Source organism: Stenotrophomonas sp. STEN087 (genome assembly GCF_056759115.1).
The window spans coordinates 24,597-48,940 of record NZ_JBRRCR010000027.1; the positions used below are offsets into that span (position 1 = coordinate 24,597).

The 24,344-nt window shown below is 67.7% G+C and carries 22 protein-coding genes and 2 riboswitches; of the genes, 9 read left to right on the forward strand and 13 right to left on the reverse strand.

The window, feature by feature from the left end; all coding sequences use genetic code 11:
• Window positions 1–281 precede the first annotated feature (281 nt).
• Window positions 282–2,459, forward strand: coding sequence for a primosomal protein N' (locus tag ACVOK1_RS09510; RefSeq protein ID WP_481561867.1), 2,178 nt, complete (start codon window positions 282–284; stop codon window positions 2,457–2,459).
• Window positions 2,460–2,564: 105 nt separating this feature from the next.
• On the opposite strand, the gene ACVOK1_RS09515 is transcribed toward ACVOK1_RS09510, so the two are convergent.
• Entirely contained in the window at window positions 2,565–3,185 is a 621-nt protein-coding gene (locus tag ACVOK1_RS09515) for a glutathione S-transferase family protein (RefSeq protein WP_200752125.1), read from the reverse strand.
• 79 nt (window positions 3,186–3,264) lie between these two features.
• On the opposite strand from ACVOK1_RS09515, the gene ACVOK1_RS09520 reads away from it, so the two are divergent.
• Window positions 3,265–3,456, forward strand: coding sequence for a hypothetical protein (locus ACVOK1_RS09520; RefSeq protein WP_159097564.1), 192 nt, complete (start codon window positions 3,265–3,267; stop codon window positions 3,454–3,456).
• A 34-nt stretch (window positions 3,457–3,490) separates the two neighbouring features.
• Here ACVOK1_RS09520 and ACVOK1_RS09525 read toward each other — a convergent pair whose 3' ends face one another.
• Window positions 3,491–4,267 carry an NYN domain-containing protein gene (locus tag ACVOK1_RS09525; RefSeq protein ID WP_481561881.1) on the reverse strand — a complete coding sequence of 259 codons (777 nt, stop codon included), beginning with the start codon at window positions 4,265–4,267 and terminating at the stop codon, window positions 3,491–3,493.
• 108 nt (window positions 4,268–4,375) lie between these two features.
• On the opposite strand from ACVOK1_RS09525, the gene ACVOK1_RS09530 reads away from it, so the two are divergent.
• Window positions 4,376–5,653, forward strand: coding sequence for an NAD(P)/FAD-dependent oxidoreductase (locus ACVOK1_RS09530; RefSeq protein ID WP_406234453.1), 1,278 nt, complete (start codon window positions 4,376–4,378; stop codon window positions 5,651–5,653).
• A 109-nt stretch (window positions 5,654–5,762) separates the two neighbouring features.
• Here the strand turns inward: ACVOK1_RS09530 and ACVOK1_RS09535 are convergent, their stop codons facing one another.
• The 3 genes from ACVOK1_RS09535 to ACVOK1_RS09545 form a co-directional block, all read right to left on the reverse strand.
• Window positions 5,763–6,218 carry a hypothetical protein gene (locus ACVOK1_RS09535; RefSeq protein ID WP_481561868.1) on the reverse strand — a complete coding sequence of 152 codons (456 nt, stop codon included), beginning with the start codon at window positions 6,216–6,218 and terminating at the stop codon, window positions 5,763–5,765.
• Window positions 6,219–6,222: 4 nt separating this feature from the next.
• Window positions 6,223–6,654, reverse strand: a complete 432-nt coding sequence (locus tag ACVOK1_RS09540; protein WP_481561869.1) for a nuclear transport factor 2 family protein — start codon at window positions 6,652–6,654, stop codon at window positions 6,223–6,225.
• Window positions 6,655–6,725: 71 nt separating this feature from the next.
• Window positions 6,726–7,001, reverse strand: coding sequence for a GIY-YIG nuclease family protein (locus ACVOK1_RS09545; RefSeq protein ID WP_200752129.1), 276 nt, complete (start codon window positions 6,999–7,001; stop codon window positions 6,726–6,728).
• Between the two features lie 40 nt (window positions 7,002–7,041).
• A riboswitch (glycine riboswitch) is annotated at window positions 7,042–7,131 on the forward strand.
• A gap of 13 nt (window positions 7,132–7,144) precedes the next feature.
• A riboswitch (glycine riboswitch) is annotated at window positions 7,145–7,250 on the forward strand.
• Window positions 7,251–7,332: 82 nt separating this feature from the next.
• Between ACVOK1_RS09545 and ACVOK1_RS09550 the strand changes: the two genes are divergently transcribed.
• The 4 genes from ACVOK1_RS09550 to ACVOK1_RS09565 all read left to right on the forward strand — a co-directional run bounded on the left by ACVOK1_RS09550 (window position 7,333) and on the right by ACVOK1_RS09565 (window position 15,559).
• Window positions 7,333–7,950 carry a trimeric intracellular cation channel family protein gene (locus ACVOK1_RS09550; RefSeq protein ID WP_079223669.1) on the forward strand — a complete coding sequence of 206 codons (618 nt, stop codon included), beginning with the start codon at window positions 7,333–7,335 and terminating at the stop codon, window positions 7,948–7,950.
• Window positions 7,951–8,220: 270 nt separating this feature from the next.
• Complete coding sequence (locus tag ACVOK1_RS09555; RefSeq protein WP_481561870.1) at window positions 8,221–9,408, forward strand: MdtA/MuxA family multidrug efflux RND transporter periplasmic adaptor subunit; 1,188 nt, start codon at window positions 8,221–8,223, stop codon at window positions 9,406–9,408.
• Window positions 9,405–12,503 (forward strand): multidrug efflux RND transporter permease subunit, encoded by a 3,099-nt coding sequence (locus ACVOK1_RS09560; RefSeq protein ID WP_481561871.1) that lies wholly within the window; start codon window positions 9,405–9,407, stop codon window positions 12,501–12,503. The genes ACVOK1_RS09555 and ACVOK1_RS09560 overlap by 4 nt, the downstream gene beginning before the upstream one ends.
• Window positions 12,500–15,559: an efflux RND transporter permease subunit gene (locus ACVOK1_RS09565; RefSeq protein WP_481561872.1), complete on the forward strand. Its 3,060-nt coding sequence runs from the start codon at window positions 12,500–12,502 to the stop codon at window positions 15,557–15,559. Before ACVOK1_RS09560 ends, ACVOK1_RS09565 begins: the two co-directional genes overlap by 4 nt.
• Before the next feature lie 38 nt (window positions 15,560–15,597).
• Here the strand turns inward: ACVOK1_RS09565 and ACVOK1_RS09570 are convergent, their stop codons facing one another.
• The 6 genes from ACVOK1_RS09570 to ACVOK1_RS09595 all read right to left on the reverse strand — a co-directional run bounded on the left by ACVOK1_RS09570 (window position 15,598) and on the right by ACVOK1_RS09595 (window position 19,488).
• Entirely contained in the window at window positions 15,598–15,909 is a 312-nt protein-coding gene (locus tag ACVOK1_RS09570; RefSeq protein WP_108770150.1) for a DUF5076 domain-containing protein, read from the reverse strand.
• A 225-nt stretch (window positions 15,910–16,134) separates the two neighbouring features.
• Window positions 16,135–17,208 carry a 3-deoxy-7-phosphoheptulonate synthase gene (locus tag ACVOK1_RS09575; protein WP_108770151.1) on the reverse strand — a complete coding sequence of 358 codons (1,074 nt, stop codon included), beginning with the start codon at window positions 17,206–17,208 and terminating at the stop codon, window positions 16,135–16,137.
• Between the two features lie 257 nt (window positions 17,209–17,465).
• Window positions 17,466–17,726 (reverse strand): hypothetical protein, encoded by a 261-nt coding sequence (locus ACVOK1_RS09580; RefSeq protein WP_108770152.1) that lies wholly within the window; start codon window positions 17,724–17,726, stop codon window positions 17,466–17,468.
• Between the two features lie 106 nt (window positions 17,727–17,832).
• Window positions 17,833–18,171 carry a DUF6616 family protein gene (locus tag ACVOK1_RS09585; protein ID WP_481561873.1) on the reverse strand — a complete coding sequence of 113 codons (339 nt, stop codon included), beginning with the start codon at window positions 18,169–18,171 and terminating at the stop codon, window positions 17,833–17,835.
• An 82-nt stretch (window positions 18,172–18,253) separates the two neighbouring features.
• The gene (locus ACVOK1_RS09590) at window positions 18,254–18,991 is read right to left on the reverse strand and encodes a DNA alkylation repair protein (RefSeq protein ID WP_481561874.1); all 738 of its coding nucleotides are present in this window, start codon (window positions 18,989–18,991) and stop codon (window positions 18,254–18,256) included.
• On the reverse strand, window positions 18,988–19,488 hold the full coding sequence (locus tag ACVOK1_RS09595; RefSeq protein ID WP_481561875.1) for a MarR family winged helix-turn-helix transcriptional regulator: 501 nt from the start codon (window positions 19,486–19,488) through the stop codon (window positions 18,988–18,990). Before ACVOK1_RS09595 ends, ACVOK1_RS09590 begins: the two co-directional genes overlap by 4 nt.
• A 183-nt stretch (window positions 19,489–19,671) precedes the next feature.
• Here ACVOK1_RS09595 and ACVOK1_RS09600 point away from each other — a divergent pair, with 183 nt between their 5' ends.
• Window positions 19,672–19,938, forward strand: a complete 267-nt coding sequence (locus tag ACVOK1_RS09600) for a hypothetical protein (protein ID WP_481561876.1) — start codon at window positions 19,672–19,674, stop codon at window positions 19,936–19,938.
• 96 nt (window positions 19,939–20,034) lie between these two features.
• Here the strand turns inward: ACVOK1_RS09600 and groL are convergent, their stop codons facing one another.
• Window positions 20,035–21,693 carry a chaperonin GroEL gene (gene groL, locus ACVOK1_RS09605; protein ID WP_481561877.1) on the reverse strand — a complete coding sequence of 553 codons (1,659 nt, stop codon included), beginning with the start codon at window positions 21,691–21,693 and terminating at the stop codon, window positions 20,035–20,037.
• 81 nt (window positions 21,694–21,774) lie between these two features.
• Window positions 21,775–22,062, reverse strand: coding sequence for a co-chaperone GroES (locus ACVOK1_RS09610; RefSeq protein ID WP_481561878.1), 288 nt, complete (start codon window positions 22,060–22,062; stop codon window positions 21,775–21,777).
• 322 nt (window positions 22,063–22,384) lie between these two features.
• On the opposite strand from ACVOK1_RS09610, the gene ACVOK1_RS09615 reads away from it, so the two are divergent.
• A complete protein-coding gene (locus ACVOK1_RS09615) occupies window positions 22,385–24,205 on the forward strand; it encodes an endonuclease (protein ID WP_481561879.1) in 1,821 nt (606 codons plus the stop codon).
• Window positions 24,206–24,344: the final 139 nt, after the last annotated feature.

A 24,344-nucleotide genomic window follows, 5' to 3' on the forward strand; every position in this document is an offset into this window, starting at 1 on the left:
GCGGATTCACCTTGTTTCAGCAATGTTTCACAATCAAGCCATTGATTTTATTGACGTTTTAAGTATGGCTATTTTTTGACCAACCCGAGTGTAAAGCCGTCGCCATCGGCCTCACACGCCCCCGTCGACCGGTAACGCACAACGTTATCCACAGAAGATGTGGATAAGACTGAATCTCTAATAGCCACCGATATTTAGGTGACATTTATGATTGCGCGGCAGGCGCGGGCGACGTGATCGCCTCTGCCATCGGCCCCCGCCCCGCCCGTTACACTGCCCCGATGCTCGACCCCATCCCGACCCTGCAGGTCGCCCTGCCCGTCCCGCTGCCGCGCCTGTTCGACTACCTGCCCCCGGAAGGTCCGGGCCCGGCCATGCCGGTCGGCTGCCGCCTGAAGGTGCCGTTCGGCAACCGCGAGCTGGTGGGGATGGTGGCCGGCCACGGCCAGGTGGACGACGGCCAGGGCCTGCGCCAGGCGCTGGCCTGGTGCGATCCGCAGCCGCTGCTGCAGGGCGAGCTGTGGCAGAGCCTGCAGTGGCTGGCCCGCTACACCCATTCACCGTTGGGCGAAGTGGTGAACACCGCCCTGCCCGGCCCGCTGCGGCACGGCGAGGCCCTGCCCGACACCCACCACTGGGGCTGGCAGCTGACCGCCGCCGGCCAGGCCCAGCGCGAAAAGCTGCGCGCCGGCACCCGCCCGCGGCAACTGGCCGAACTGCTGGGCGAGGCCGTGGTCGACGAAGACGTGCTGGGCGCGCGCATGGAGGACTGGCGCACCGCCGCACGCAGCCTGGCCAAGCGCGAGCTGGCCGAGCGCGTGGCCCTGAGCGTGGCGCCGCAGCATGCGCAGCCCCTGCCCGGCCCCACCCTCAACCCGGAACAGGCCGAGGCCGTGGCCGCGATCACCGCTGCCGACGGCTTCCATGCCTTCCTGCTGGACGGGGTGACCGGCAGCGGCAAGACCGAGGTCTACCTGCAGGCCATCATCCACTGCCTGGCGCAGGGGAAACAGGCGCTGGTGCTGGTGCCGGAAATCGGCCTGACCCCGCAGACCCTGGCGCGCTTCCGTGGCCGCCTCGGCATCACAGTGCATGCGCTGCATTCGCGCTTGAACGACAACGAACGCGCGCGCGTCTGGGCCGCGGCCTCGCGCGGCGAAGCGCGGGTGATCGTCGGCACCCGGTCGGCGGTGTTCACCCCGCTGCCGCAGGCCGGCCTGCTGATCGTCGACGAGGAACACGACGGCAGCTACAAGCAGCAGGACGGCATCCGTTACCACGCCCGCGATTTCGCCCTGGTGCGGGCCAAGGCACTGGGCATCCCGGTGCTGCTGGGCAGCGCCACGCCGTCGCTGGAAACCCTGCACAACGCCTATGCCGGCCGCTACACCCACCTGCGCCTGAAGCAGCGCGCCGGTGATGCGCGGCCGCCACGCGTGCGCATCCTCGATGTGCGCAAGCGGCCGCTGCACGATGGCCTGTCCGCCGATGTGCTGGCCGGTATCGGCGAACACCTGCAGCGTGGCCAGCAGGTGCTGGTGTTCAAGAACCGCCGCGGCTACGCGCCGGTACTGCTGTGCCACGACTGCGGCTGGACCGCGCCATGCCAGCGCTGCGATGCGCCGATGACGGTGCATGGCGGCGGCCGTCGCCTGCAGTGCCACCACTGCGGTGCGCGGCAGCCGGCGCCCCTGGCCTGCCCGGCCTGCGGCAGCCTCGCGCTGCAGCCGCAGGGCATCGGCACCGAGCGCCTGGAAGAGCACCTGGTCAGCGCCTTTGCCGATTATCCGGTGGTGCGCATCGACCGAGGCACCACCTCGCGCCGCGATGCGCTGGAACAGCAGCTGGCGAAGCTGGGCGACCAGCCCGGCATCCTGGTCGGCACGCAGATCCTGGCCAAGGGCCACGACCTGCCCAAGTTGACCCTGGTGGTGGTGGTGGGCATCGACGAAGGCCTGTTCTCGGCCGACTTCCGCGCCAGCGAGAAGCTGGCCCAGCAGCTGATCCAGGTGGCCGGCCGCGCTGGTCGCGCGCGCGATCCCGGCGAGGTCTGGCTGCAGACCCACCACCCGGGGCACCCGTTGCTGGAAACCCTGGTGAGCGGTGGCTACCACCCGTTCGCACAGGCCGAATTGAACCAGCGCCAGGCCGCCGGCTTCCCGCCGTTCGCACACCTGGCGCTGATGCGTGCCGAAGCGCAGCAGCTTGAACATGCGAACGCCTTCCTGCTGGCGGCGCGGCAGCTGCTGGGCGAGCAGAACGTGGTGGAGGCCTATGGGCCGATGCCGGCGCCGATGCCGCGTCGCGCCGGCTACCAGCGCACGCAGCTGCTGCTGTCCGCGCTGCAGCGGCCGCCGCTGCATGGCGTGCTGGCCCAGCTGGTGCCGCAGCTGTACGCGCTGCCGGAGGCGCGCAAGGTGCGCTGGTCGCTGGATGTGGATCCGACGGATCTGTATTGAGGCCTGCCATGGGGTCAGAGCGCTCTCTGCGAGAGGGATCCGACCCCTTGGCTATCGGGGTCGGATCCCACCCCAAGGGTGGGCTCCGACCCCGGTCGCCACCGCTTACGTCAGCGGTGACATCACGCCGCGCTGGTACGCCGGGCGCTCGCGCAGGCGGGCATACCAGTCGGCCACGTTCGGCAGGTCGGGGCGCTGGATCGGCAGTTCGAACCAGGCATAGATCAACGAACCCAGCGGGATGTCGCCCATCGCGAACTTCTCGCCCGACAGCCACGGCTGCCTGGCCAGCGTCTCATCGGCCATCTTCAGGTAATCACCGGCGCGCACGATGGCGGCGTTGATGCGTGCTTCGTCGCGGTCGGCCGGCGCGGTGCGCATGATGCCCCAGATCAGTTCGGAGTACAGCGCAGCCATCCGCGAGGTGCTCCAGTCCATCCACTTCTCGGCCTGCGCACGTTCCATCGCGTCTTCGGCGTACAGCGTGCCCAGCGAATAGCGCGCGCTCAGGTAGCGCACGATGGTGTTCGATTCCCACAGCGGCAGGCCGTGGTCTTCGATCACCGGCACCAGGCTGTTGGGATTCATCGCCACGTATTCGGCCGACTGCGTGCCGCCATGGCTGCCACCCACTTCGATGGATTCGTACGGCAGCCCGATTTCTTCGGCGCACCACAGCACCTTGCGGACATTGCTGGAATTGCGGCGGCCCCAGATCTTCAACATTGCGGATTTCCCTGCCTGCAGCGGTGCGCCACGGTGGCGCGGAAACGCTACGATACGCCCATCCACAGGGAGAGACGACGTGACTGCATGGGATGCGTTGAACTACGTTCTGCTGGCAGCAGGGCTGGTGATGCTGGTGCTGGGCTACCGCCGTTCCAGCCGCAACCAGCTGCTATGCGCCGGGCTGTTGCTGCTGGCCTTCAACGGGGTCGAGGATTTCGCCGCCGGGTTTGCCGACGGCTATGCGGGTTCGGATGCGCGGGTGATCTGAATCGCGGCGTCGATATGCCGGCCAGCGGCCGGCGCTACCGGCCCTTCTTCGGCAGCGCGCGCACGTAGGACGATTTGCCGTCCTTCTTCAGCTCGAACAGGCCGATGGCCGCCAGCAGGTCGCTGAGCTTGCCGTAGCCATAGTTGCGCGGGTCGAACGAGGCCTGGTTGCCGATCTGGCTGCCGACCGGACCCAGGTGTGACCAGCCATCCTCGCCCTCGGCGGCCGATACGGCACGCCGCAGCATCTTCACCAGGCGCGTGTCATTGCGCAGTTCCGCGCTGTTCTTGCGCGGGCGCACTTCATCACTGGCCACCTGCCCGCTGGGCGCCTGCCCGGCCTCGGCCTCGACGTCGGGCACGCTGGCGTGGGTCTGGCCCAGGGCTTCCAGGTAGGTGAACTTGGAACAGGCGTTGACGAAGGGCTCGGGCGTCTTCTTCTCGCCGAAGCCATACACCTTCACCCCATCGGTCAGCAGGCGCATCACCATCGGGGTGAAGTCGGCATCGCTGGAGACGATGGCGAAACCATCGAGGTTGCGCGCGTACAGCAGGTCCATGGCATCGATGACCATGGCCATGTCCGAGGCGTTCTTGCCCTTGCTGTAGGCGAACTGCTGGATCGGGCGGATGGCGTACTCGTGCAGCACCGATTCCCAGCCCTTCAGGCGCGGGCTTTTCCAGTTGCCGTAGGCACGGCGCACGTTGGCCACGCCGTAGCGGGCGACCTCGGCCAGGACTTCGTCGATCTTCGAGGCCGGCGCATTGTCGGCGTCGATCAGCAGGGCGATGCGCTTTTCCGGTTCGGACATGGTTTCCTCGGTGGGCTGCAGGCTGAGCGGAGTATCACCCATGGCCACTGGCAGCCATGTGACGTGCGATGATGCAGGGCGACATCCATCCCCCTCTGGAGTACGTCGATGAGCCGCGAACCAGTCCCCCACCTGGTCATCATCGGCGGCGGTTTTGCGGGCCTCTGGGCCACCCGGGCCCTGGCCCGCGAAAAGATCAGGATCACCCTGCTCGACCGCCGCAACCACCACCTGTTCCAACCCCTGCTGTACCAGGTCGCCACCGCCGGCCTGTCCGCCCCCGACATCGCCGCGCCGCTGCGCCACATCCTTGGCCACCAGCGCAACGTGGAAGTACGCCTGGGCGAGGTCGTCGCCATCGACAAGGCCACCCGCCAGGTGCAGCTGGCCGACGGCAGCACCCTGGGCTACGACAGCCTGCTGCTGGCCACCGGCGCCACCCACGCCTACTTCGGCAACGACCAGTGGGCCGGCGATGCGCCGGGCCTGAAAACGCTGGACGATGCCATCGCCCTGCGCCGCAAACTGCTGCTGGCATTCGAGCGCGCCGAGGCCGAACCGGACCCGGCGAAGAAGGCCGCATGGCTCAGCTTCGCGGTGGTCGGCGGCGGCCCCACCGGCGTCGAACTGGCTGGCACCCTGGCCGAGATCGCCCGCCACACCCTGCGTAACGAGTTCCGCCACATCGATCCGGCCAGCGCCAAGGTGCGCCTGGTCGAGGCCGGCCCGCGCGTGCTGTCTTCGTTCCCCGAGGTGCTGTCGCTGAAGGCACGCCGGCAGCTGGAGAAGCTGGGCGTGGAAGTGCTGACCGGCACCCCGGTGAGCGACATCGACAGCCTCGGCTTCAAGCTGGGCGAACAGTTCGTGCCCGCACGCACCGTGGTCTGGGCCGCCGGCGTGGCCGCCTCGCCGCTGGCGCGCACGCTGGACGTACCACTGGACCGCGCCGGCCGCGTGCAGGTGCAGCCCGACCTGACCCTGCCCGGGCACCCCGAACTGTTCGTCGCTGGTGACCTGGCTGCAGTGAACCAGGCCAACGGCAAGCCGGTGCCCGGCGTGGCACCCGCCGCCAAGCAGATGGGCAAGTACGTGGCCGATGTCATCCGCGCGCGCCTGCATGGCAAGCCGACACCGGGGCCGTTCAAGTACGCCGACTACGGCAACCTGGCCACCATCGGCCGCATGGCCGCCATCGTGCACCTGGGCAGGCTGCAGCTGTCCGGCGTGCTGGCCTGGTGGTTCTGGCTGGCCGCGCACGTGTTCTTCCTGATCGGTTTCCGCAACCGCGTGGTGGTGCTGCTGAACTGGGCGGTGGCGTACTGGAGCTACCAGCGCAGCGCGCGCATCATTTTTGGTGATGACCAGGAAGATCGCCGGCCGAGGTAATGGCCTGCACTACGCTGGGGTCAGAGCCCTTTCCTGCGGAAAGGGATCTGACCCCGGGCATGAAGGGCTCTGACCCCGCCTCCCAACACCCTCCTCGCATGGCGTGGATCTACCGGTTCACCGGGCCGCCGGTTCCCGGCGGGCGTGGCCACACGTGGCAGAAGTCTTCCTTCCTCGCGGTGTCGGCAATCTGCCCGGCACTCCAATGCCGGGTGATCCAGATCGTGAGCGCCGTGCTGCTCAACTGCCAGCGCAGCATGCCGTGGCGCGGCTGCCGCATCAGGTGGCGGCGGGCAACCCAGTAGGCCTCCTGCTCGACCACGGGCACGTTCGCTTTCCCCGCATCCTGGTCGAAGAGCTGCGCGACGAAGCCCCAGGGGTTCATCCGCTGGTAGCCCGCGCGCGGTTCACCGCTGCATGCCGCCACGCCGCTGGGCGCACGGTCTGCCGGCTGCGGCCAACCATCCACCCAGGCCAGCCCGAGCAGGTAGAGCAGGCCGGGCAGCAGCGCGATGGCGGCGACCAATACGACGACGGAGATCCATGCTTTGCCGGCAGCACGCATCGCTCTACGGCGCCTTCGGTTTCGGGTACCACAGCGCGTTGACGATGACCCAGCGCTGGTCGAAACGGCCCATGTGGAAGTAGTCGACGAACCACGGCGTTTCCAGCCGCACCGAGGCGGCATTGCCGGTCACGTCCAGCACCGTGCAGCGGCGGTCCCATTGCGCCTTCGGCGTCTTCAACGCTCCCTGCTTCGTCAGCGCCACCAGTTCGTCCTTCGACATCCGGCGCAGGTCCAGACGCTCGTCGGGCGTATCGCCCAGCACCGCACGTTTGGCCAGGTCCGGGTGCAGGGAGCGCGCGACGCGCTGCGGGTCGGCTTCCAGCTGGCCATCGACGTAGTCATGGCAGGTGGCCTCGATGGCCGCGAGGGTGGCCGGGTCGGCGGCCGGGCTGGTTGATGCGGAGAGCGCAAACAACAGGGCAAGCGTGGACATCCGGGTCTCCAGCTCTGGGCGCGCGGCGATCATGGCATGGGCGGCGTCCCCCATCCACGCGTGGCGTGGATCTACAGGACGGCCTCGGCCGGGGCCTGCAGCCAGGCCAGCTTGCGTTCGCGCGGCTGCTGCTTGAGCTGCCATTCGGCGCGGGAAGCAGACGAGCGGTCCGGGTACTCGCGCACGGCGAGGATGCGCAGCGGCGGCCGGGCCCGGGTGTAGCGGGCGCCCTTGCCGGCCAGATGGGCGGCGAAACGGGCGGCTACGTCGGTGCTGATGCCGGCGTAATAGCTGCCGTCCCGGCATTCGAGCAGGTACAGGAACCACGGGGCGGAGGGACGGGCCATGGGGGGATTATGGCGTGCTGCACTGCAGCGGATATACTGCCGCCCGAATGCAGGAGAGAGGCGCCGCGCTGGCGCCCGCCGAAGGCGCAGGCTCCCATGATCGCTCAGGCCGGTGGGCTGGAATCCCACCAACCATGCATTCGACTCGCCGAGCTGGAGAGAGGTCACCGGGCACGCCCGGCACGATCCGCCGAAGGGGCACGCGGTTCATCCCGCTGAACTCTCAGGCAAAAGGACAGCGGGAGCGGCACCGGTCATCGTCATCCCGTCATTGCGCAGGCAGTGGCGGTATACGCGCATGGCCGGCCCCACCGCGCCCGGAGCCTGTCCCATGCTGCTGTCCATCATCTATCTCGTTGCCATTTCCGCCGAAGCCATGACCGGTGCGCTGTCCGCCGGCCGCCGCCGCATGGACCTGTTCGGCGTGGTCATGATCGCCTGCGTCACCGCCCTCGGCGGCGGTTCGCTGCGCGACATCCTGCTCGGCCATTACCCGCTGGGCTGGGTGAAGCACCCCGAGTACCTGGGCTTCACCGTGTGCGCGGCGCTGATCGCCACCTGGGTGGCGCGCTGGATGCACCATTTCCGCCGCACCTTCCTGGTGCTCGATGGCCTGGGCCTGATCGCCTTCACCCTGATCGGCTGCTCGATCGCACGCGAGGCCGGCCATGCCATGCCCATCGTGCTGATCGCCGGCATGCTCACCGGTGCCTTCGGCGGCGTGCTGCGCGACATCCTCTGCAACGAGGTGCCGCTGATCTTCCAGAAGGAGCTGTACGCGATCATCTCGCTGCTGACCGGCGCGGTATATCTGTTGCTGCTGCGCTGGGGTGTGGCCGATGCCACGGCGATCCTGTGCTGCCTGGGCGGTGGCTTCGCGCTGCGCCTGCTGGCGATCCATTACCGCTGGGAAATGCCCAAGTTCGTGTACCACGACGAAGTGCATTGATCGCTCCTTGTAGAGTCGAGCCATGCTCGACTGTTCCTGGCAGAAGCAGTCGAGCATGGCTCGACCCTACAAGAGCGGTCAGGCATGACCTTGGTCATGCGGCAATCGCCGGGCTGATTGGCTACCATTGACGCCCCGTCGCCCGCGCGACGGCATCCAGCCACACCGCGTCGCGGTCCCGCCAGACACTCCCCTCCCCCGTTGCCCGCTGCGCGTGATGCGCGAACGGGCGTACATGTCCCTGCGCGTGCGCAGGGCGCAGGATGCCCCATGTCCGCTGTTGAGCCGTCCCGTAGCACCCCGCCCCGTTCCCGCCGCTGGTGGGCGATTCCCGTCGTCATCATCGTGGCCGGCCTGGTGGCCTGGTGGGCATGGCCGCGCGCCGAGGCAACCGCGGCCGCAGGCCCGGGCAAGACCGTGCCAGTGCGCGTGGCCCGTGCCAGTGCCGAACCCCTGCAGCTGCGCCTGAAGGCCGTCGGCACCGTCACCCCGCTGCACAGCGTGGTGGTGCGCAGCCGCGTCGATGGCGAGCTGCTGCGCCTGCACTTCCAGGAAGGCCAGCAGGTGAAGGCCGGCGACCTGCTCGCGCAGATCGACCCGCGCCCCTATGAAGTGAAGCTGGCGCAGGCGCAGGGCACCCAGCAGCAGAACCTGGCGGAACTCGAGAATGCCGAGCGCCAGCTGCAGCGCTACCGCGAACTTCAGAAGCAGAACTACGTGTCCGGGCAGGAGCTGAGCGACCAGCAGAGCAAGGTGCGGCAACTGCAGGGCCGCCGCATCAGCGACCAGGCCTCGGTGGATGAAGCGCGCCTGCAGCTGCAGTACACCCGCATCACCGCGCCGGTCAGCGGCCGCGTCGGCCTGCGCCGCCTCGATGTCGGCAACCTGGTGCATGCCAGCGATACCGAGGGTCTGGTGACGCTGGCGCAGACCGCGCCAATCAGCGTGCTGTTCACCGTGCCCGAACCTGAACTGCCGGCCCTGCTGGATGCCGTGCAGGCCCAGGCCGGCCTGCCGGTGGAAGCCTGGGACCGCAGTGAAAGCAAGGCGCTGGCGCAGGGCACGCTGTCCAGCGTCGACAACCGCATCGACACCGCCACCGGCACGCTGAAACTGCGCGCGCAGTTCGACAACGCGGGCCTGGCGCTGTTCCCCAACCAGTTCGTCAACGTGCGCCTGCAGCTGGGCAAACAGCCGGCGCTGCTGATTCCCGATGCCGCCGTGCAGTTCGGCAGCCAGGGCAACTACGTGCACATCGTCGACAAGGACAACAAGGCGCAGCGCCGCACCGTGGTGCTAGGCCCGGCCGATGAGGGCCGCGTGGCCGTGCGCTCCGGCCTGCAGGCCGGCGACCAGGTGGTGATCGAAGGCATCGATGGCCTGGAAGACGGTACCGCCGTGGAGATCGTGGCCGAACAGCCCGCTGCTGCAGCGAAGGCGGCCAAGGCCGGCGCATGAACCTGTCGCGCCCGTTCATCCTGCGCCCGGTCGCCACCACCCTGCTGATGGTGGCGCTGCTGCTGTCGGGCGTGCTGGCCTACCGCCTGCTGCCGGTGGCGGCGCTGCCACAGGTCGATTACCCGATCATCCAGATCACTACGCTGTACCCGGGCGCCAGCCCGGAACTGACCACGCGCACCATCACCGCGCCGCTGGAACGCCAGCTCGGGCAGATTCCCGGCCTGAAGCAGCTGTCGTCCACCAGTTCCGGCGGCGCCTCGGTCATCACCCTGCAGTTCGGCCTGGATGTGTCTCTGGGCGTGGCCGAGCAGGACGTGCAGGCGGCCATCAACGCTGCTGGCAGCTTCCTGCCCGGCGATCTGCCGGTGCCGCCGGTGTACCGCAAGGTCAACCCGGCCGATACGCCCATCCTCACCCTGGCGGTGACCTCGCAGGCGCTGGCGCTGCCGCAGGTGCACGACCTGGTGGATACGCGCATCGCGCAGCGCCTGGCGCAGCTGCCCGGCGTCGGCCTGGTCAGCCTGGCCGGTGGCCAGCGGCCTGCGGTGCGCATCCAGGTGAACCCGGCTGCGCTGGCCGCGAACAACCTGGGCATGGACCACATCCGCACCGCGATTGCCGCAGCCAACGTCAACCTGCCCAAGGGCAGTTTCGATGGCCCGATCCGCGCGGTGATGCTCGATGCCAACGACCAGATGCGCAGCGTCGATGAGTACCGCTCCCTGGTGCTGGCCTGGCGCGAAGGCGCGCCGCTGCGCCTGGGTGACGTGGCGACCATTACCGATGGTGCCGAGAACCGCCAGCTGGCCGCCTGGAGCGGCACCACGCCGGCGGTGCTGGTGAACATCCAGCGCCAGCCCGGCGCGAACGTGATCGCCGTGGTCGAGCAGGTGCGCACGCTGCTGCCGCAGCTGCAGGCCACGCTGCCGGCCGGCGTGCAGATGAACGTGCTGAGCGACCGCACCGAATCGATCCGCGCCTCCGTGCGCGGCGTGCAGAAGGAACTGGTGCTGGCCATCGGTCTGGTGGTGCTGGTCACCTGGGTATTCCTGCGCAACCTGCCGGCCACGCTCATTCCCAGCGTGGCGGTGCCGCTGTCACTGATCGGCACGTTCGCGGTGATGCTGCTGGCCGGCTATTCGCTCAACAACCTCACGCTGATGGCGCTGACCATCGCCACCGGCTTCGTGGTGGACGATGCCATCGTGATGCTGGAGAACATCGCCCGCCACCTGGAAGAAGGCGAAAGCCCACGCGAGGCGGCGCTGAAGGGTGCGGCCGAGATCGGCTTCACCCTGGTCTCGCTCACTGTTTCGCTGATCGCGGTGCTGATCCCGCTGCTGTTCATGGCCGACCTGGTGGGCGCGCTGTTCCATGAGTTCGCGGTGACGCTGGCGGTGGCGATCGGTATCTCGCTGCTGGTGTCGCTGACGCTGACGCCGATGCTGTGTGCGCGCTTCCTCAAGCCGCATGCGAAGGGGTCAGAGCCCCAAGGGGATCTGACCCCGAAACAAGATGTCTTCGACCGCATCATCGCCGTCTACGACCGCCAGCTGCAGTGGGTGCTGCAGCGCCAGCCGCTGATGCTGCTGGCCACCGTCGCCACGCTGGCGCTGACCGTGGCGCTGTACTTCGCCGTGCCCAAGGGCTTCTTCCCGGTGCAGGATGCCGGCCTGGTGCAGGGCATCAGCGAGGCCCCGCAGGCGATCTCGTTCCAGGCCATGCGCGAGCGCCAGCAGGCGCTGGCGGCGGCCATCGAAGCCGACGAGGCGGTGGCCAGCGTGTCGTCCTATATCGGCGTGGACGGCAACAACGCCACGCTCAACACCGGCCGCCTGCTGATCGAACTGAAGCCGCATGGCGACCGCGACGGCGCCGCCGTGGTGATGGAACGGCTGCAGCAGCGTGTGTCGAAGATTCCCGGCATCACCCTGTACCTGCAGCCAGTGCAGGAGCTGGGCATCGAAGACCGCATCAGCCGCAACCAGTACCAGTTCACCCTGACCACGCCGGAACAGCAGACGCTGGAAACCTGGACACCGAAGCTGCTGCAGGCGCTGCGCCAGCAGCCGGCACTGCGCGATGTGGCCAGCGACCTGCAGATGCAGGGCCGGCAGGCACGGGTGAACATCGACCGCGATGCGGCGGCGCGCCTGAACGTGAGCGTGGAAGCCGTGGCCGATGCGCTGTACGACGCCTACGGGCAGCGTCAGATCTCCACCATCTTCACCCAGGCCAGCCAGTACCGCGTGGTGCTGGAAGCCGATCCGTCGCGCCAGCCCGGGCCCGATGCCATCAGCGGCCTGCGCGTGCGCAACAGCGATGGCCAGACCGTGCCGCTGGGCGCGGTGGCGCGGGTAGAACTCGGGCCGGCGGCCCTGCTGCGCAACCATGTCGGCCAGTTCCCGGCGGCCACGCTGTCGTTCAACCTGGCACCGGGGGCCTCGCTGGGCGAAGCCACCGCCGCCGTGGAAGCGGCGCGCACGCAGATCGCCCTGCCCGAAAGCATCGAACTGCGGCTGCAAGGTGCGGCGGCGGCGTTCAGCAGTTCGCTGTCGTCCACGCTGTGGCTGATCCTGGCCGCGGTGGTGGTGATGTACATCGTGCTGGGCGTGCTCTACGAGAGCTTCGTGCACCCGATCACCATCCTCTCCACCCTGCCCTCGGCCACGGTGGGTGCGCTGGCTGCACTGTGGGTGAGCGGACGCAGCCTGGACCTGATCGCGGTGATCGGCATCGTGCTGCTGATCGGCCTGGTGAAGAAGAACGCGATCATGATGATCGACTTCGCGCTGGACGCGCAGCGCACGCGTGGCATGACCCCGCGCGAGGCGATCCACCAGGCGGCGCTGCTGCGCTTCCGTCCGATCCTGATGACCACGCTGGCCGCGCTGTTCGGCGCGGTGCCGCTGATGCTGGCCAGTGGTTCGGGCGCGGAACTGCGGCAGCCGCTGGGCTGGGTGATGGTCGGTGGCCTGCTGGTCAGCCAGGTGCTGACCCTGTTCACCACGCCGGTGATCTACCTGGCCTTCGACCGCCTGCAGCGCCGGCGCTCGGTCACCCTCGCCACGCCTGAAGAGGCGCGCGCATGAGCCCCATCGCACGCCTGGCCCAGGCCTGCGTGCAGCGACCGGTGGCGACGATCCTGCTGGCGGTGGCGCTGGTGCTGGCCGGCCTGCTGGCGCTGCGCCTGCTGCCGGTGGCACCGCTGCCGCAGGTGGATTACCCGGCCATCGAAGTGAGCGCCAGCCTGCCCGGTGCCTCGCCCGAGTCGATGGCCGCCACCGTGGCCACGCCACTGGAACGCGCCCTCGGCAGCCTGCCCGGCATCTCGCGCATCGATTCGGCCAGCACCCAGGGCCAGACGTCGGTCGAGCTGAAGTTCGTGCTCGGCCGCGATATCGACGAGGCCGCGCGCGAAGTGCAGGCGGCGATCAATCTCGCACGCGGGCAGCTGCCAAGCGGAATGCCCGGCATGCCGCAGTACCGCAAGGTGAACCCCTCGCAGGCGCCGATCCTGGCGCTGGCACTGACCTCGGACACGCTGCCGCCGGGCCAGCTGTACGACCTGGCCTCCACCGTGCTGGCGCAGAAGCTGTCGCAGGTCCCAGGCGTGGGCGAAGTGCAGGTGGGCGGCAGTGCGCTGCCGGCGGTGCGCGTGTCGCTGGACCCGAATGCGCTGACCCAGGCCGGCCTGGCACTGGAAGACGTGGCCCAGGTGATCAGCCGCGCCAACGCCGTGCGCCCGCTGGGTGCGGTGGGGGATGAGCGCCAGCAGTGGCAGCTGGAAGCGCCGCTGCAGCTGCGCCAGGCCGCGCAGTACCGCGAGCTGGCGCTGAAGGTGAGCGACGACCGCACCCTGCGCCTGGGCGATGTGGCGGTGGTGGCCGATGGCGTGGAAGACCGCTACGCCAGCGGCTTCCACAACGAACGCCCGGCGGTGCTGCTGATCGTCAGCCGCCAGCCCGGCGCGAACATCATCGCCACCGTCGATGCCATCCAGGCGCAGCTGCCGCAGCTGCATGCGCTGCTGCCACCCAGCGTGGACATGCGGCTGGTGATGGACCGCTCGCCGGTCATCCGCGCGACCCTGCACGAAACCGAACTGACCCTGGTGCTGGCCATCGCCCTGGTGGTGCTGGTGGTGCTTGGCTTCCTTGGCCACTGGCACGCGGCGCTGGTGCCCAGCGTTGCCATCCCGGTGGTGCTGTTCGGCACGCTGGCGCTGGTGGCGCTGATGGGCTTTTCGCTCAACACGCTCTCGCTGATGGCGCTGATCGTGGCCGCGGTGCTGGTGGTGGACGATGCCATCGTGGTGCTGGAAAACATCGCCCGCCATCGCGAACTGGGCGCCGACCGCTGGCAGGCCGCCGTGCGCGGCGCAGCCGAAGTGGGCGCCACCCTGCTGTCGATGAACGTGGCGCTGGCCGTAGTGTTCGTCTCCATCCTGTTCCTGGATGATTTCGTCGAGCGCCTGTTCCGCGAATTCTCGCTGACCCTGGTGGCGGCGATGAGCGTGTCGGTGGTCGTTGCGCTGAGTCTGGTGCCGATGCTGTGCGCGCGCCTGTTCGTCGATGACGCGCAGCACGCCTCGCGCTGGCAGCGTGGCAGCAACGCGCTGTTCGAGCGCGTGCGCGCCGCCTACCTGCGCACGCTGCAGGCCTGCCTGCGACGGCTGCGCTGGCCGCTGCTGGCCTTCGTGGCGGTCATCGCGCTCAACGCCTGGCTGTTCCAGCAGGTGCCCAAGGGCGTGGTGCCCAAGCAGGACACCGCACAGCTGCGCGGCTTCGCTCGTGGCGACGATGGTCTCTCGTTCCAGGCCATGCAGCCGAAGATTGATGCCTACCGCAAGCTGCTGCTGTCCGACCCGGCCATCGAGGACATCATCGGCTATATCGGCGGCAGCAACGGGGTCAACAACGCCTTCATCATGATCAAGATGAAGCCGCTGGCCGAGCGCAAGGTGTCCAGCCAGGAGGTGATCGATCGCCTGCGCGCGCGCCTGCCCAAACTGCCCGGCGGCAACCTGTACCTGTGGGTCGACCAGGACATCCGCCTGGAAGGCGGCGGCAGCAGCGGCCAGTACGAGTTCCAGCTGCTGTCGGCGGACATGGCGCCGCTGCGCGAGTGGGCCCCGAAGGTCGGCGCTGCGCTGCGCGCCCTGCCCGAGCTGGTGGATGTGGAAGCACAGGGCGAGGCCGGCATGCGCCAGGTGGTGCTGGACATCGACCGCGAGGCCGCCGCGCGCCATGGCGTGGACCTGAAGACCGTGGCCAACATGCTCAACAACTCCTTCAGCCAGCGCCAGGTCGCCACCCTGTACGACAGCCTCAACCAGTACCGCGTGGTGATGGAGCTGGACCCGAAGCACACCCAGGACCCGGGCACGCTGGCGCGCCTGCAGGTCGTGGACGGCAGCGGCCAGCGCATTCCGCTGTCGACCATCGCCCGCTGGCGCTACGGCATGGCGCCGGACCGCATCTACCACAGCGAACAGTTCGCCTCGATCTGGATCCAGTTCTCGCTGGCGCCGGGCGTGGGCCTGGAACAGGCCACGCAGGCGATCAACGCCGCGATGGCGAAGCTGATGCTGCCACGCACCGTGCAGGCCAAGCTATCCGGTGAAGCCGGTGGCCTGGACAGCCTGCGCGCGCGGCAGTTGTGGCTGGTGCTGGGCGCCACGCTGGCGGTTTACCTGGTGCTGGGCATCCTGTACGAGAGCTTCCTGCAGCCGCTGGTGATCCTGTCCACCCTGCCCTCGGCCGGCATCGGCGCGCTGCTGGCGCTGTGGGTGTTCGGCAACGAACTGAACCTGATCGCGCTGCTTGGATTGTTCCTGCTGGTGGGCGTGGTGATGAAGAACACCATCCTGCTGGTGGACTTCGCCCTGGCCGGCGAGCGACGTGGACTGAGCGCGCACGACGCGGTGATGGACGCAGCACGGCTTCGCCTGCGGCCGATCCTGATGACCTCGCTGGCGGCGCTGCTGGGCACGCTGCCGCTGATGCTGGCCAATGGCGAGGGCTGGGAGCTGCGGCAGCCGCTGGGCATCGCGATTGTGGGCGGGTTGCTGGTCAGCCAGTGGCTGACGCTGTACACGACGCCGGCGATGTATCTGGCGTTGGCGAGGATTCGGGCGAAGCGGTGATTGCGGGCGGTTCATCCACGCATGGCGTGGATCTACGGTCAGTGGCGCACGACGAACCCGCCGGACCGGCCGCTGGATGGCGCCTGCAGCTCCTCGTTGAATGCCGCTTTGATGGCCGCGATGGCAGCGTCCCGGTCCATGCCCTGGCTGGTCACCAGCGCATCGGCCACGTGCTGGGCAACATCGGCGAGGATCCGGCCCCAGGCACGTTCTTCCTGGATGTCGGGACGATCCTCATACAGCCCCACCTTCAACGAAGCATGCAGCCCGCGTTCGGCGATCCACACACGGATCATCTCGACGGACGATTCGTCGCGTTGTGCAGCGTCAGGGATGAGCAGTTCATTCATGGCGGCAGCCGAAGGGACAGGATGCCGGATTGTGGCTCATATCCACGCGTGGCGTGGATCTACCAGAGAACCGGTGTCACCACCCCGGCGATGTACCTGGCGCTGTCGCACTTACGCAGCGCCAGGCGCATCGCCGGTGCGGACGGGTCGGCCTCCAACTCCGACCGACCCTGATCGCGGCCGCACCCCCGCAGGCGCTGGCCGCCATCCACACACGTGCCGCGATCAAGCGGCTTCGGACACCTTTACTTCACGACGGGCGCGCACGGCAGCGGCCAGGCGCTCCAGCACGTCCACGGTGGTGTCCCAATCAATGCAGCCATCGGTGATGCTCTGGCCGTAGACCAGCGGCTGGCCTTCCACCAGTTCCTGGCGGCCGCCGACCAGATGGCTTTCCACCATCACGCCGACGATGCGCTGTTCGCCGTCTTCCAGCTGGGTGGCGATGTCCTCGATCACCTTCGGCTGGTTTTCGGGGTTCTTGAGGCTGTTGGCGTGGCTGGCATCGATCATCAGGCGCGTCGGCAGCTTGGCCTTGGCCAGCGCCTGGCAGGCCTCGCCAACGCTGGCCGCGTCGTAGTTCGGCTGCTTGCCGCCACGCAGGATCACATGGCAATCCGGATTACCGGTGGTCGACACGATGGCGGTGCCACCCTGCTTGGTGACCGACAGGAAATGATGCGGGTTGGACGCTGCGCCCACTGCATCGGCCGCGATCTTGACGTTGCCGTCGGTGCCGTTCTTGAAGCCGACCGGGCAGGAAAGGCCCGAGGCCAGTTCGCGGTGCACCTGGCTTTCGGTGGTGCGCGCGCCAATGGCGCCCCAGGCAACCAGATCGGCGATGTACTGCGGCGAGATCACATCGAGGAACTCGACACCGGCCGGCAGGCCCAGCTTGTTGATGTCGCGCAGCAGGCCGCGGGCAATGCGCAGGCCCTTGTCGATCTTGAAGCTGCCATCCAGATCCGGGTCGTTGATCAGCCCCTTCCAGCCCACCGTGGTGCGCGGCTTTTCGAAGTACACGCGCATGACGATTTCCAGTTCGCCGGCCAGCGCATCGCGCAGGGGCTTCAGGCGCTGGGCGTATTCGATGGCGGCGTGCGGGTCGTGGATCGAGCACGGGCCCACCACCACGGCCAGGCGGTCGTCACGGCCATGCAGGATCTCGTGCAGGGCCGCGCGCGAGGCGCTGACGGTGTCGGAGGCTTCATCGTCACAGGGCAGCATCGCCAGCAGCTGGGCGGGCGGTGTCAGCGGTTCGATGGTGCGGATGCGAAGGTCGTCGGTGTGCGGGGGCATTGCGGGGTTCTCCGGAACGTTGGGGGTCCGCAGCGTGGCGACACGAAAAAAGCCGCCAGGTTCGCTGGCGGCTTTCGGGAATGCGTCTGAAGGTTTCTTCAGGGTGAGCGCAGTCCTTCCTCCGCCTGGGGCTTCGGAAAGTAATACCAATAAAAGTTGGCGTGGACGGCGTTCATGGGGTGTATTGATAGCACAGCTTTTGCGCAGTGCAAAATGTTTCATCGGCAACTGCGGGAGCTGTTCAGGCAGTGGCCGCGTCAGCGTTTACCGTGCACTTCCACATCCAGCAGCAGGCCTTCGTGGATGTCCACCCAGCGCTCCACCACGCGGTCCAGTTCCTTCTGCGCCTCGTCCAGCTGCTCGGGGTTGAGCAGGGAGCGGGCGGTGTAGAGATCGGAGACGAGCTGCCGCAGGGTAGATTCCAGGATGGCGACCGACGGCCCTTCCAGCCCGGGCAACTGCAGTGCCGGGCTGTCGCCAAGGGTTCCGTACAGCGTGACCTGGAGCTTGCTCTGCATGATCGACTTCCCTGCGGGTGGACATGGGCAGTCGTCATGTTTACCGCGTATCGGTGACAGGCGCATGTGCCGCCATTGCGTCATGGCAACAGCATGGGTGGCCGGATCAGATCGCAGTCAGGTCCTGCAGGTGCTGCGGCATGGCATCCACGGCGCCTACCGTGTTGGTGGTGGTGAAGTACTCATGCCAGCCTGTGGCGCTGATGCCGGCGACCAGTGCATCGGCGTCGGCGCGGCTAGCGCACTGCCAGACGGCGTAGAACTGTTCGACGCTGCCATGCGGTACATCACGCGCGATCCGGCCCATGGCCAACGGCGTGATGCGCGCCGCGTCGAACTGCTGTATGCCGGCGCCGATGCGGGCGAAGAAGGCGTTGCGCTGTTCGGGCGGGAGTGCTGCCCAAGCGGTAGTGGCGGTGTAGTGCTCGATGAGGATGTGGGGCATTGGGGCCTTCCTTGGGTTGATGGGTTTGCCGGCCAGCGGCCGGCACTACCGGCGTGGTGGCGTTGCCGGTTAGCGGGCGGCGTTACCGGAGGGAGCGTTGGGCGCGCTTGCGGATGTACGCGTTTGCTGCGCTGCTGTGCTCGCGTTGCCAGCGCGCGCAAAGGTCGCGCATCCACTCGGGTTGCGTCTTGCTGGCATCGTTGAGCCAGTTGCCCACGGAGTCCTGTACGTAGCGCTCGGGGTCGTTGGCCAGTGCTTCCAGCAGCGGAAGCGCGTGCTGCGGCTGTTGTTTGAAGAGCGCGATGTGGGTGGCCCAGACGCCGCGCGGGCGCAGTGCTTCGCAGGCGAAGCGGCGCAGGTAGGGCGAGGCTGCGCTTGTCCACGGCAGCAGCAGCGTCAGCGACTGCAACGGCGCGGCTACGAGGTCGCCTCGTACCGCCAGCCAGGCCCATTCGCGCACGCCGAAGTGCGCGTCATCGGCCAGTGGCTGCATCGCCTGCAGCTTCTCACTGAGGCCCAACGTGGCATCACTGCCGATGAGGTAACAGGCCCAACCACGCACGGTGTCGGAGGGATGCGACTGCCAGTGAGTGACATCGCCCTGCCCCGCTTCGCGCAACAGTGTTGCCGCCAGGGCCATGCGCTGGGTGATGCCCTTGTTGGCGGCATCGCGCATGCGCTGCACGGCGGCGTCTGGCAGCGCCGCAGCCGTCTGCAGCAACGTTGCGAAGTCCACCGCAAGGCACTCGGCCAGATGCGTGCTGGCGACCAGACCGGTGTCGAGTTCGTGCTGCCGCGCCGCGCTGATGGCCTGACTCACGGCGTCGCGTCCCGACCGCTGTCGGTGTGCTGCCAGACTTTGGTCAGCAGATGTGAAAGCTGCGCCTGTTCACTGGCGTCCAGGCCGTTGAACAGTCCACCGATCCACTGCGTGTGCTGGTTGAACAGTTCCTCGGCCAGGCGCTTGCCGCGGGCGGTCAGCACGATCTGCAGGCGACGACCGTCGTCGGCATCGTGCCTGCGCTGCAGCAGGCCTTCGCGCTGCAGGCCATCCAGCAGGCCACTGATGGTGGCGCGGGTGACGCCTGCGCGTTCAGCCAGCTCGTGCGGGGGCAGTGTGCCGCCGGCGCCATGCAGCAGGAACAGCACGATGAAGCGGCCTTCGCTGAGGCCATGCGGTGCGAGGCGGGTGGCGCAGTCGCGGTCGATGGCGGTGGAGAGGGAAAGCAGCTGGAAGCACAGGCGCAGCTGCGCCAGGTTGGCGTGGCCGCGACGGGCGGCTTCGTCGATGAGGGCGGTGTGTTTTGCTTCCAGCATTGCGGCCACCGATGTGATTAGGCGGCTAATCATAGTTTGGAGGGAGGCGGATTCCAAGACGGTAGTGCTTCATCCACGGATGGCGTGGATCTACTGGGTGCTGGACCCAGGCGGCGCGGGATTTACGCGACCTTGGCGGGCGGCGCAGTATAAGAACCAGACCCCCGTCTCTCTGGACCCCGCATGACCCCTTCGCAAGCCGATGCCATTGCCAGCGCCGTGATGCAGCCCGACGACCGGCGTGACCAGATCGCCGCGCGCCAGCAGGAGGAGATGCAGCAGCTGAAGCGCCAGCGCAGGGCGGCCGCCATCGGCCTGGTCGGCATGGCCGCAGGGGCGTTGATTGCCTACCAGCTGGGGCTGCCCTGGGTGAAGGGCGTGCTGTATGGCGGTGTTCCGACGTTTTTCATCGCCAAGGTCTGGCTGGATCGGCGCGCGTTGCGCGGTTGAGGCCGCAGGCGGTTCATCCACGCACGGCGTGATCTGCTGGCATAAAAAAACCCCGCCTTCCGGCGGGGTTTTTCATTACGTCGGGAACGCGTGGACTTAGAAGTCCATGCCGCCCATGCCACCCATGCCACCCATGCCGCCCATGCCACCCGCGCCACCCATGGCCGGCTCGTCCTTCTTCGGAGCTTCGGCAACCATGGCTTCGGTGGTGATCATCAGGCCAGCGATCGAGGCAGCGTTCTGCAGCGCCGAACGGGTCACCTTGGTCGGGTCCAGGATGCCGAACTGCAGCATGTCGCCGAACTCGCCGGTAGCGGCGTTGTAGCCGAAGCTGCCGGTGCCTTCCTTGACCTTGTTGATGATGACCGACGGTTCTTCACCGGCGTTGGCCACGATTTCGCGCAGCGGGGCTTCCATCGCACGCAGGGCGATCTGGATGCCGTGGTTCTGGTCTTCGTTGGCGCCCTTCAGGCCAGCCAGCGAGGTGACCGCACGGACCAGAGCAACGCCGCCGCCCGGGACCACGCCTTCTTCAACGGCTGCACGGGTAGCGTGCAGGGCGTCGTCGACGCGATCCTTCTTTTCCTTCATTTCGATTTCGGTCGAAGCGCCGACCTTGATCACGGCAACGCCGCCGGCCAGCTTGGCCACGCGTTCCTGCAGCTTCTCGCGGTCGTAATCCGAGGAGGTGTCCTGGATCTGGGTCTTGATCTGGCCGACGCGTGCGTCGACGGCAGCCTTGTCACCCACGCCATCGATGATGGTGGTGTTTTCCTTGGAAACCTGCACCTTCTTGGCGCGGCCGAGGTCCTTGATGGTGGCCTTTTCCAGCGACAGGCCAACTTCTTCGGAGATCACGGTGCCGCCGGTCAGCACGGCCATGTCTTCCAGCATCGCCTTGCGACGGTCGCCGAAGCCCGGAGCCTTGACGGCCACGACCTTGACGATGCCACGGATGGTGTTGACGACCAGGGTGGCCAGCGCTTCGCCTTCGACTTCTTCGGCAACGATCAGCAGCGGCTTGCCGGCCTTGGCAACGCCTTCCAGCACCGGCAGCAGGTCACGGACGTTGGAGATCTTCTTGTCGTGCAGCAGGATGAACGGGTCATCCAGGTCAGCGGTCTGCGACTGCTGGTTGTTGATGAAGTACGGGGACAGGTAGCCGCGGTCGAACTGCATGCCCTTGACCACGTCCAGCTCGTTGTCCAGGCCCGAGCCTTCTTCAACGGTGATCACGCCTTCCTTGCCGACTTCCTTCATCGCGTCAGCGATGATCTGGCCGATCGACTCGTCCGAGTTGGCCGAGATGGTACCGACCTGGGCGATCGCCTTGTCGTCGGCGGTCGGCTTGGAGATGTTCTTCAGCTCGGCAACGGCGGCCACGACGGCCTTGTCGATACCACGCTTCAGGTCCATCGGGTTCATGCCGGCGGCCACAGCCTTGGCGCCTTCGCGGATCAGGGCCTGGGCCAGCACGGTGGCGGTGGTGGTGCCGTCGCCAGCGTCGTCGTTGGTGCGGGAAGCAACTTCCTTCACCATCTGCGCGCCCATGTTCTCGAACTTGTCAGCCAGTTCGATTTCCTTGGCGACGGAGACGCCGTCCTTGGTGATGGTCGGAGCGCCGAAGCTCTTTTCCAGCACGACGTTGCGGCCCTTCGGGCCCAGGGTGGCCTTGACGGCATTGGCGAGAACGTTGACGCCGCGCACCATGCGCGAACGGGCGTCTTCACCGAAACGAATATCCTTGGCAGCCATTGCGATTACCTCGATGTTTGCGCCGGGCCGGGCCCGGCGACGAAAAGGGATGTCTTACAGGAAAGCAGGTCGCGCCGAGGCTCAGCCGATGATGGCGAGCACGTCGTCTTCGCGCAGGACCTTGTACTCGACGCCTTCGCTCTTGTACGAGCTGCCGGCGTACTGGCCGTAGATGACCTTGTCGCCGACCTTCAGCGACGGAGCGCGCAAGGTGCCGTTGTCCAGGGCCTTGCCCGGGCCGACGGCGACGACTTCACCCTTGGTCGACTTTTCCTTGGCCGAATCCGGAATGACGATGCCACCGGCGGAGATTTCGTCGGCTTCGATCGGCTTGACCACAACGCGGTCGTGCAGCGGCTTGATGCTCATGTGAGACCTCTTAAGTTATTGATTGGTCTAAAAAAGTCTGGCGATGTTAGCACTCACCCCAGGTGACTGCCAGCATTGCTCGCGAAAAAACCCGACAGGTCGGGAGCAGGACAGAGATGGAGCTGTGCCCGGGCCTTTCAAGCCCCGCCGCAGAAAAAATTTCGACGGTGCGCTGCGGCGGCGAACAGATGCGCGCACCGACGGGTTTCGGCAATTTTGGTGAACTGCGTCTCAGTGCCAGATATCTGGCGTTCAGTTACGACAAAGTGTCACGCGTTCGGCCTTAGGCTCGCCCGGCATTCCCAATCACAAGGAGTAGTCGATGCGATTGCTGTCCCCGCTCGCCGCCGCCTGCCTGCTGGCGCTGGTCGCCGCGCCGGCCCAGGCCGAGGTCTTCATCAACGAACTGCACTACGACGACAGCACCCCGGCCGGTGACGTCGGCGAAGCCATCGAAGTGGTCGCCACCGCCGGCGAGGACCTGTCCGGCTACCGCCTGTACCTGTACAACGGCGCCAACGCCTCGGCCGCCGTGGTCTACGACAACAAGCTGGTCCCGGCTGGCAGCGCCGCCGGCTGCGGCAGCGCGACGATCGCCGTGGTCACCTACCCGACCAACGGCCTGCAGAACGGCCCCAACGACGGCATCGCCCTGGTCGACGCCAGCGGCAAGGTGGTCCAGTTCCTCAGCTACGAGGGCGCCATCACCGCCTCCGGTGGCCCCGCCGCCGGCATGACCAGCCAGAACATTCCGGTTGCCGAAACCAACAGCACCGCCCCGGGCACCTCGCTGCAGCTGACCGGCAGCGGCAGCCAGTACGCCCACTTCACCTGGGCCGAGTCGGCCGGTGAGACCTTCGGCCGCTGCAACAACAACCAGACCTTCAACGGCGGTGGCGGCACCCCGGGCGGCCCGAACACCCCGCCGTCGGTGACCACCACCACTCCGGCGCAGGGCAGCAGCACCTTCCCGGCCGCGGCCGATCTGGAAGTGGTGTTCAGCGAGACGGTGAACCTGGCCAGCGGCGCCTTCGCCCTCAGCTGCGGCACCTCCGGCAGCGTGCCGCTGACCTGGCCGGCCAGCGGCAAGACCGTGAAGCTGTCGACCAACACCGCCCTGGTGGCCGGTGAGGCCTGCCGCTTCGACATCCGCGCCTCGCGCATCACCGACAGCCAGGGCGCACGCCCGGCCGCTGACAGCCGCATCGCCTTCACCGTGGCCAGCACCACCGGCAACCCGGACCCGGGCAATCCGGACCCCGGCAATCCCGGCAACCCAGGTACCCCGGCGGGCTACTACTCCAAGGTGAACACCTCCAGCCCGAGCCAGCTGCGCTGCTCGCTGCACGAGACCATCAAGGGCCACACCGCTTACCCGTACAGCGGCTCGGGCACCAGCACCTGGACCATCCTGGAAATCGCCGACGAAGATCCGAACAACAGCGGCAAGATCCTCGACGCCTACCGCAACCACAGCTACACCAAGGTGAGCAGCCGTGCGGGCACGGGCAGCGGCCTGACCTACAACCGCGAGCACACCTGGCCGAACTCACTGGGCTTTGCCAGCACCACCGGCGACAAGGGCCTGCCGTACGCCCCGTACACCGACACCCACATGCTGTACCTGACCGATGCGCAGTGGAATGCCGACCGCGGCAACAAGCCGTTCGGCAAGTGCGATGCCAACTGCGGCGAGCGCGCCACCGAGGCCAACAACGGCCAGGGCGGCGGCAGCGGCGGCTACCCGGGCAATTCGAACTGGGTGCGTACCCCCGACGGCAACACCGGCACCTTCGAGGTGTGGGGCAAGCGCAAGGGCGACATGGCGCGTGCGGTGATGTACATGGCCATCCGTTATGAGGGCGGCAAGGATGCGGCCACCGGCCAGTCCGAACCGGACCTGGAACTGACCGACGACCGCAGCAAGATCGTCAAGACCAGCAGCTCGCCGGCCTACATGGGCCTGCTGTCGACCCTGATCGACTGGCACCTGTCCGATCCGCCGGACGATGCCGAGCGTGCGCGAAATGACGTGATCTACTCGTTCCAGGGCAACCGCAACCCGTTCATCGACCACCCGGAATGGGCCACCCCGGGCCTGTTCACCTCCGCCAAGCCGGCCACCTGCCAGCTGGCCAACTGACCGCGCAACGCAGCGGTCCACGCCGCCGCCGGGGCCCGCCCCCCCCGCGGCCCAATAAAGCGCCGTGTTGTAAGCCCGGCGACCCCCCCAGGGACGGTGTTTCACCAGCCCCGGCCCGCGCCCGTGCCCCCGCCGGGCC

Excerpts from the sequence above, each read along its gene's own strand:
- ACVOK1_RS09510 (WP_481561867.1), top strand. The coding sequence starts at position 282 with ATGCTCGACCCCATCCCGACCCTGCAGGTCGCCCTGCCCGTCCCGCTG.
- ACVOK1_RS09515 (WP_200752125.1), bottom strand. The coding sequence starts at position 3,185 with ATGTTGAAGATCTGGGGCCGCCGCAATTCCAGCAATGTCCGCAAGGTG.
- ACVOK1_RS09525 (WP_481561881.1), bottom strand. The coding sequence starts at position 4,267 with ATGTCCGAACCGGAAAAGCGCATCGCCCTGCTGATCGACGCCGACAAT.
- ACVOK1_RS09530 (WP_406234453.1), top strand. The coding sequence starts at position 4,376 with ATGAGCCGCGAACCAGTCCCCCACCTGGTCATCATCGGCGGCGGTTTT.
- ACVOK1_RS09535 (WP_481561868.1), bottom strand. The coding sequence starts at position 6,218 with ATGCGTGCTGCCGGCAAAGCATGGATCTCCGTCGTCGTATTGGTCGCC.
- ACVOK1_RS09540 (WP_481561869.1), bottom strand. The coding sequence starts at position 6,654 with ATGTCCACGCTTGCCCTGTTGTTTGCGCTCTCCGCATCAACCAGCCCG.
- ACVOK1_RS09545 (WP_200752129.1), bottom strand. The coding sequence starts at position 7,001 with ATGGCCCGTCCCTCCGCCCCGTGGTTCCTGTACCTGCTCGAATGCCGG.
- ACVOK1_RS09550 (WP_079223669.1), top strand. The coding sequence starts at position 7,333 with ATGCTGCTGTCCATCATCTATCTCGTTGCCATTTCCGCCGAAGCCATG.
- ACVOK1_RS09555 (WP_481561870.1), top strand. The coding sequence starts at position 8,221 with ATGTCCGCTGTTGAGCCGTCCCGTAGCACCCCGCCCCGTTCCCGCCGC.
- ACVOK1_RS09560 (WP_481561871.1), top strand. The coding sequence starts at position 9,405 with ATGAACCTGTCGCGCCCGTTCATCCTGCGCCCGGTCGCCACCACCCTG.
- ACVOK1_RS09565 (WP_481561872.1), top strand. The coding sequence starts at position 12,500 with ATGAGCCCCATCGCACGCCTGGCCCAGGCCTGCGTGCAGCGACCGGTG.
- ACVOK1_RS09570 (WP_108770150.1), bottom strand. The coding sequence starts at position 15,909 with ATGAATGAACTGCTCATCCCTGACGCTGCACAACGCGACGAATCGTCC.
- ACVOK1_RS09575 (WP_108770151.1), bottom strand. The coding sequence starts at position 17,208 with ATGCCCCCGCACACCGACGACCTTCGCATCCGCACCATCGAACCGCTG.
- ACVOK1_RS09580 (WP_108770152.1), bottom strand. The coding sequence starts at position 17,726 with ATGCAGAGCAAGCTCCAGGTCACGCTGTACGGAACCCTTGGCGACAGC.
- ACVOK1_RS09585 (WP_481561873.1), bottom strand. The coding sequence starts at position 18,171 with ATGCCCCACATCCTCATCGAGCACTACACCGCCACTACCGCTTGGGCA.
- ACVOK1_RS09595 (WP_481561875.1), bottom strand. The coding sequence starts at position 19,488 with ATGCTGGAAGCAAAACACACCGCCCTCATCGACGAAGCCGCCCGTCGC.
- ACVOK1_RS09600 (WP_481561876.1), top strand. The coding sequence starts at position 19,672 with ATGACCCCTTCGCAAGCCGATGCCATTGCCAGCGCCGTGATGCAGCCC.
- groL (WP_481561877.1), bottom strand. The coding sequence starts at position 21,693 with ATGGCTGCCAAGGATATTCGTTTCGGTGAAGACGCCCGTTCGCGCATG.
- ACVOK1_RS09610 (WP_481561878.1), bottom strand. The coding sequence starts at position 22,062 with ATGAGCATCAAGCCGCTGCACGACCGCGTTGTGGTCAAGCCGATCGAA.
- ACVOK1_RS09615 (WP_481561879.1), top strand. The coding sequence starts at position 22,385 with ATGCGATTGCTGTCCCCGCTCGCCGCCGCCTGCCTGCTGGCGCTGGTC.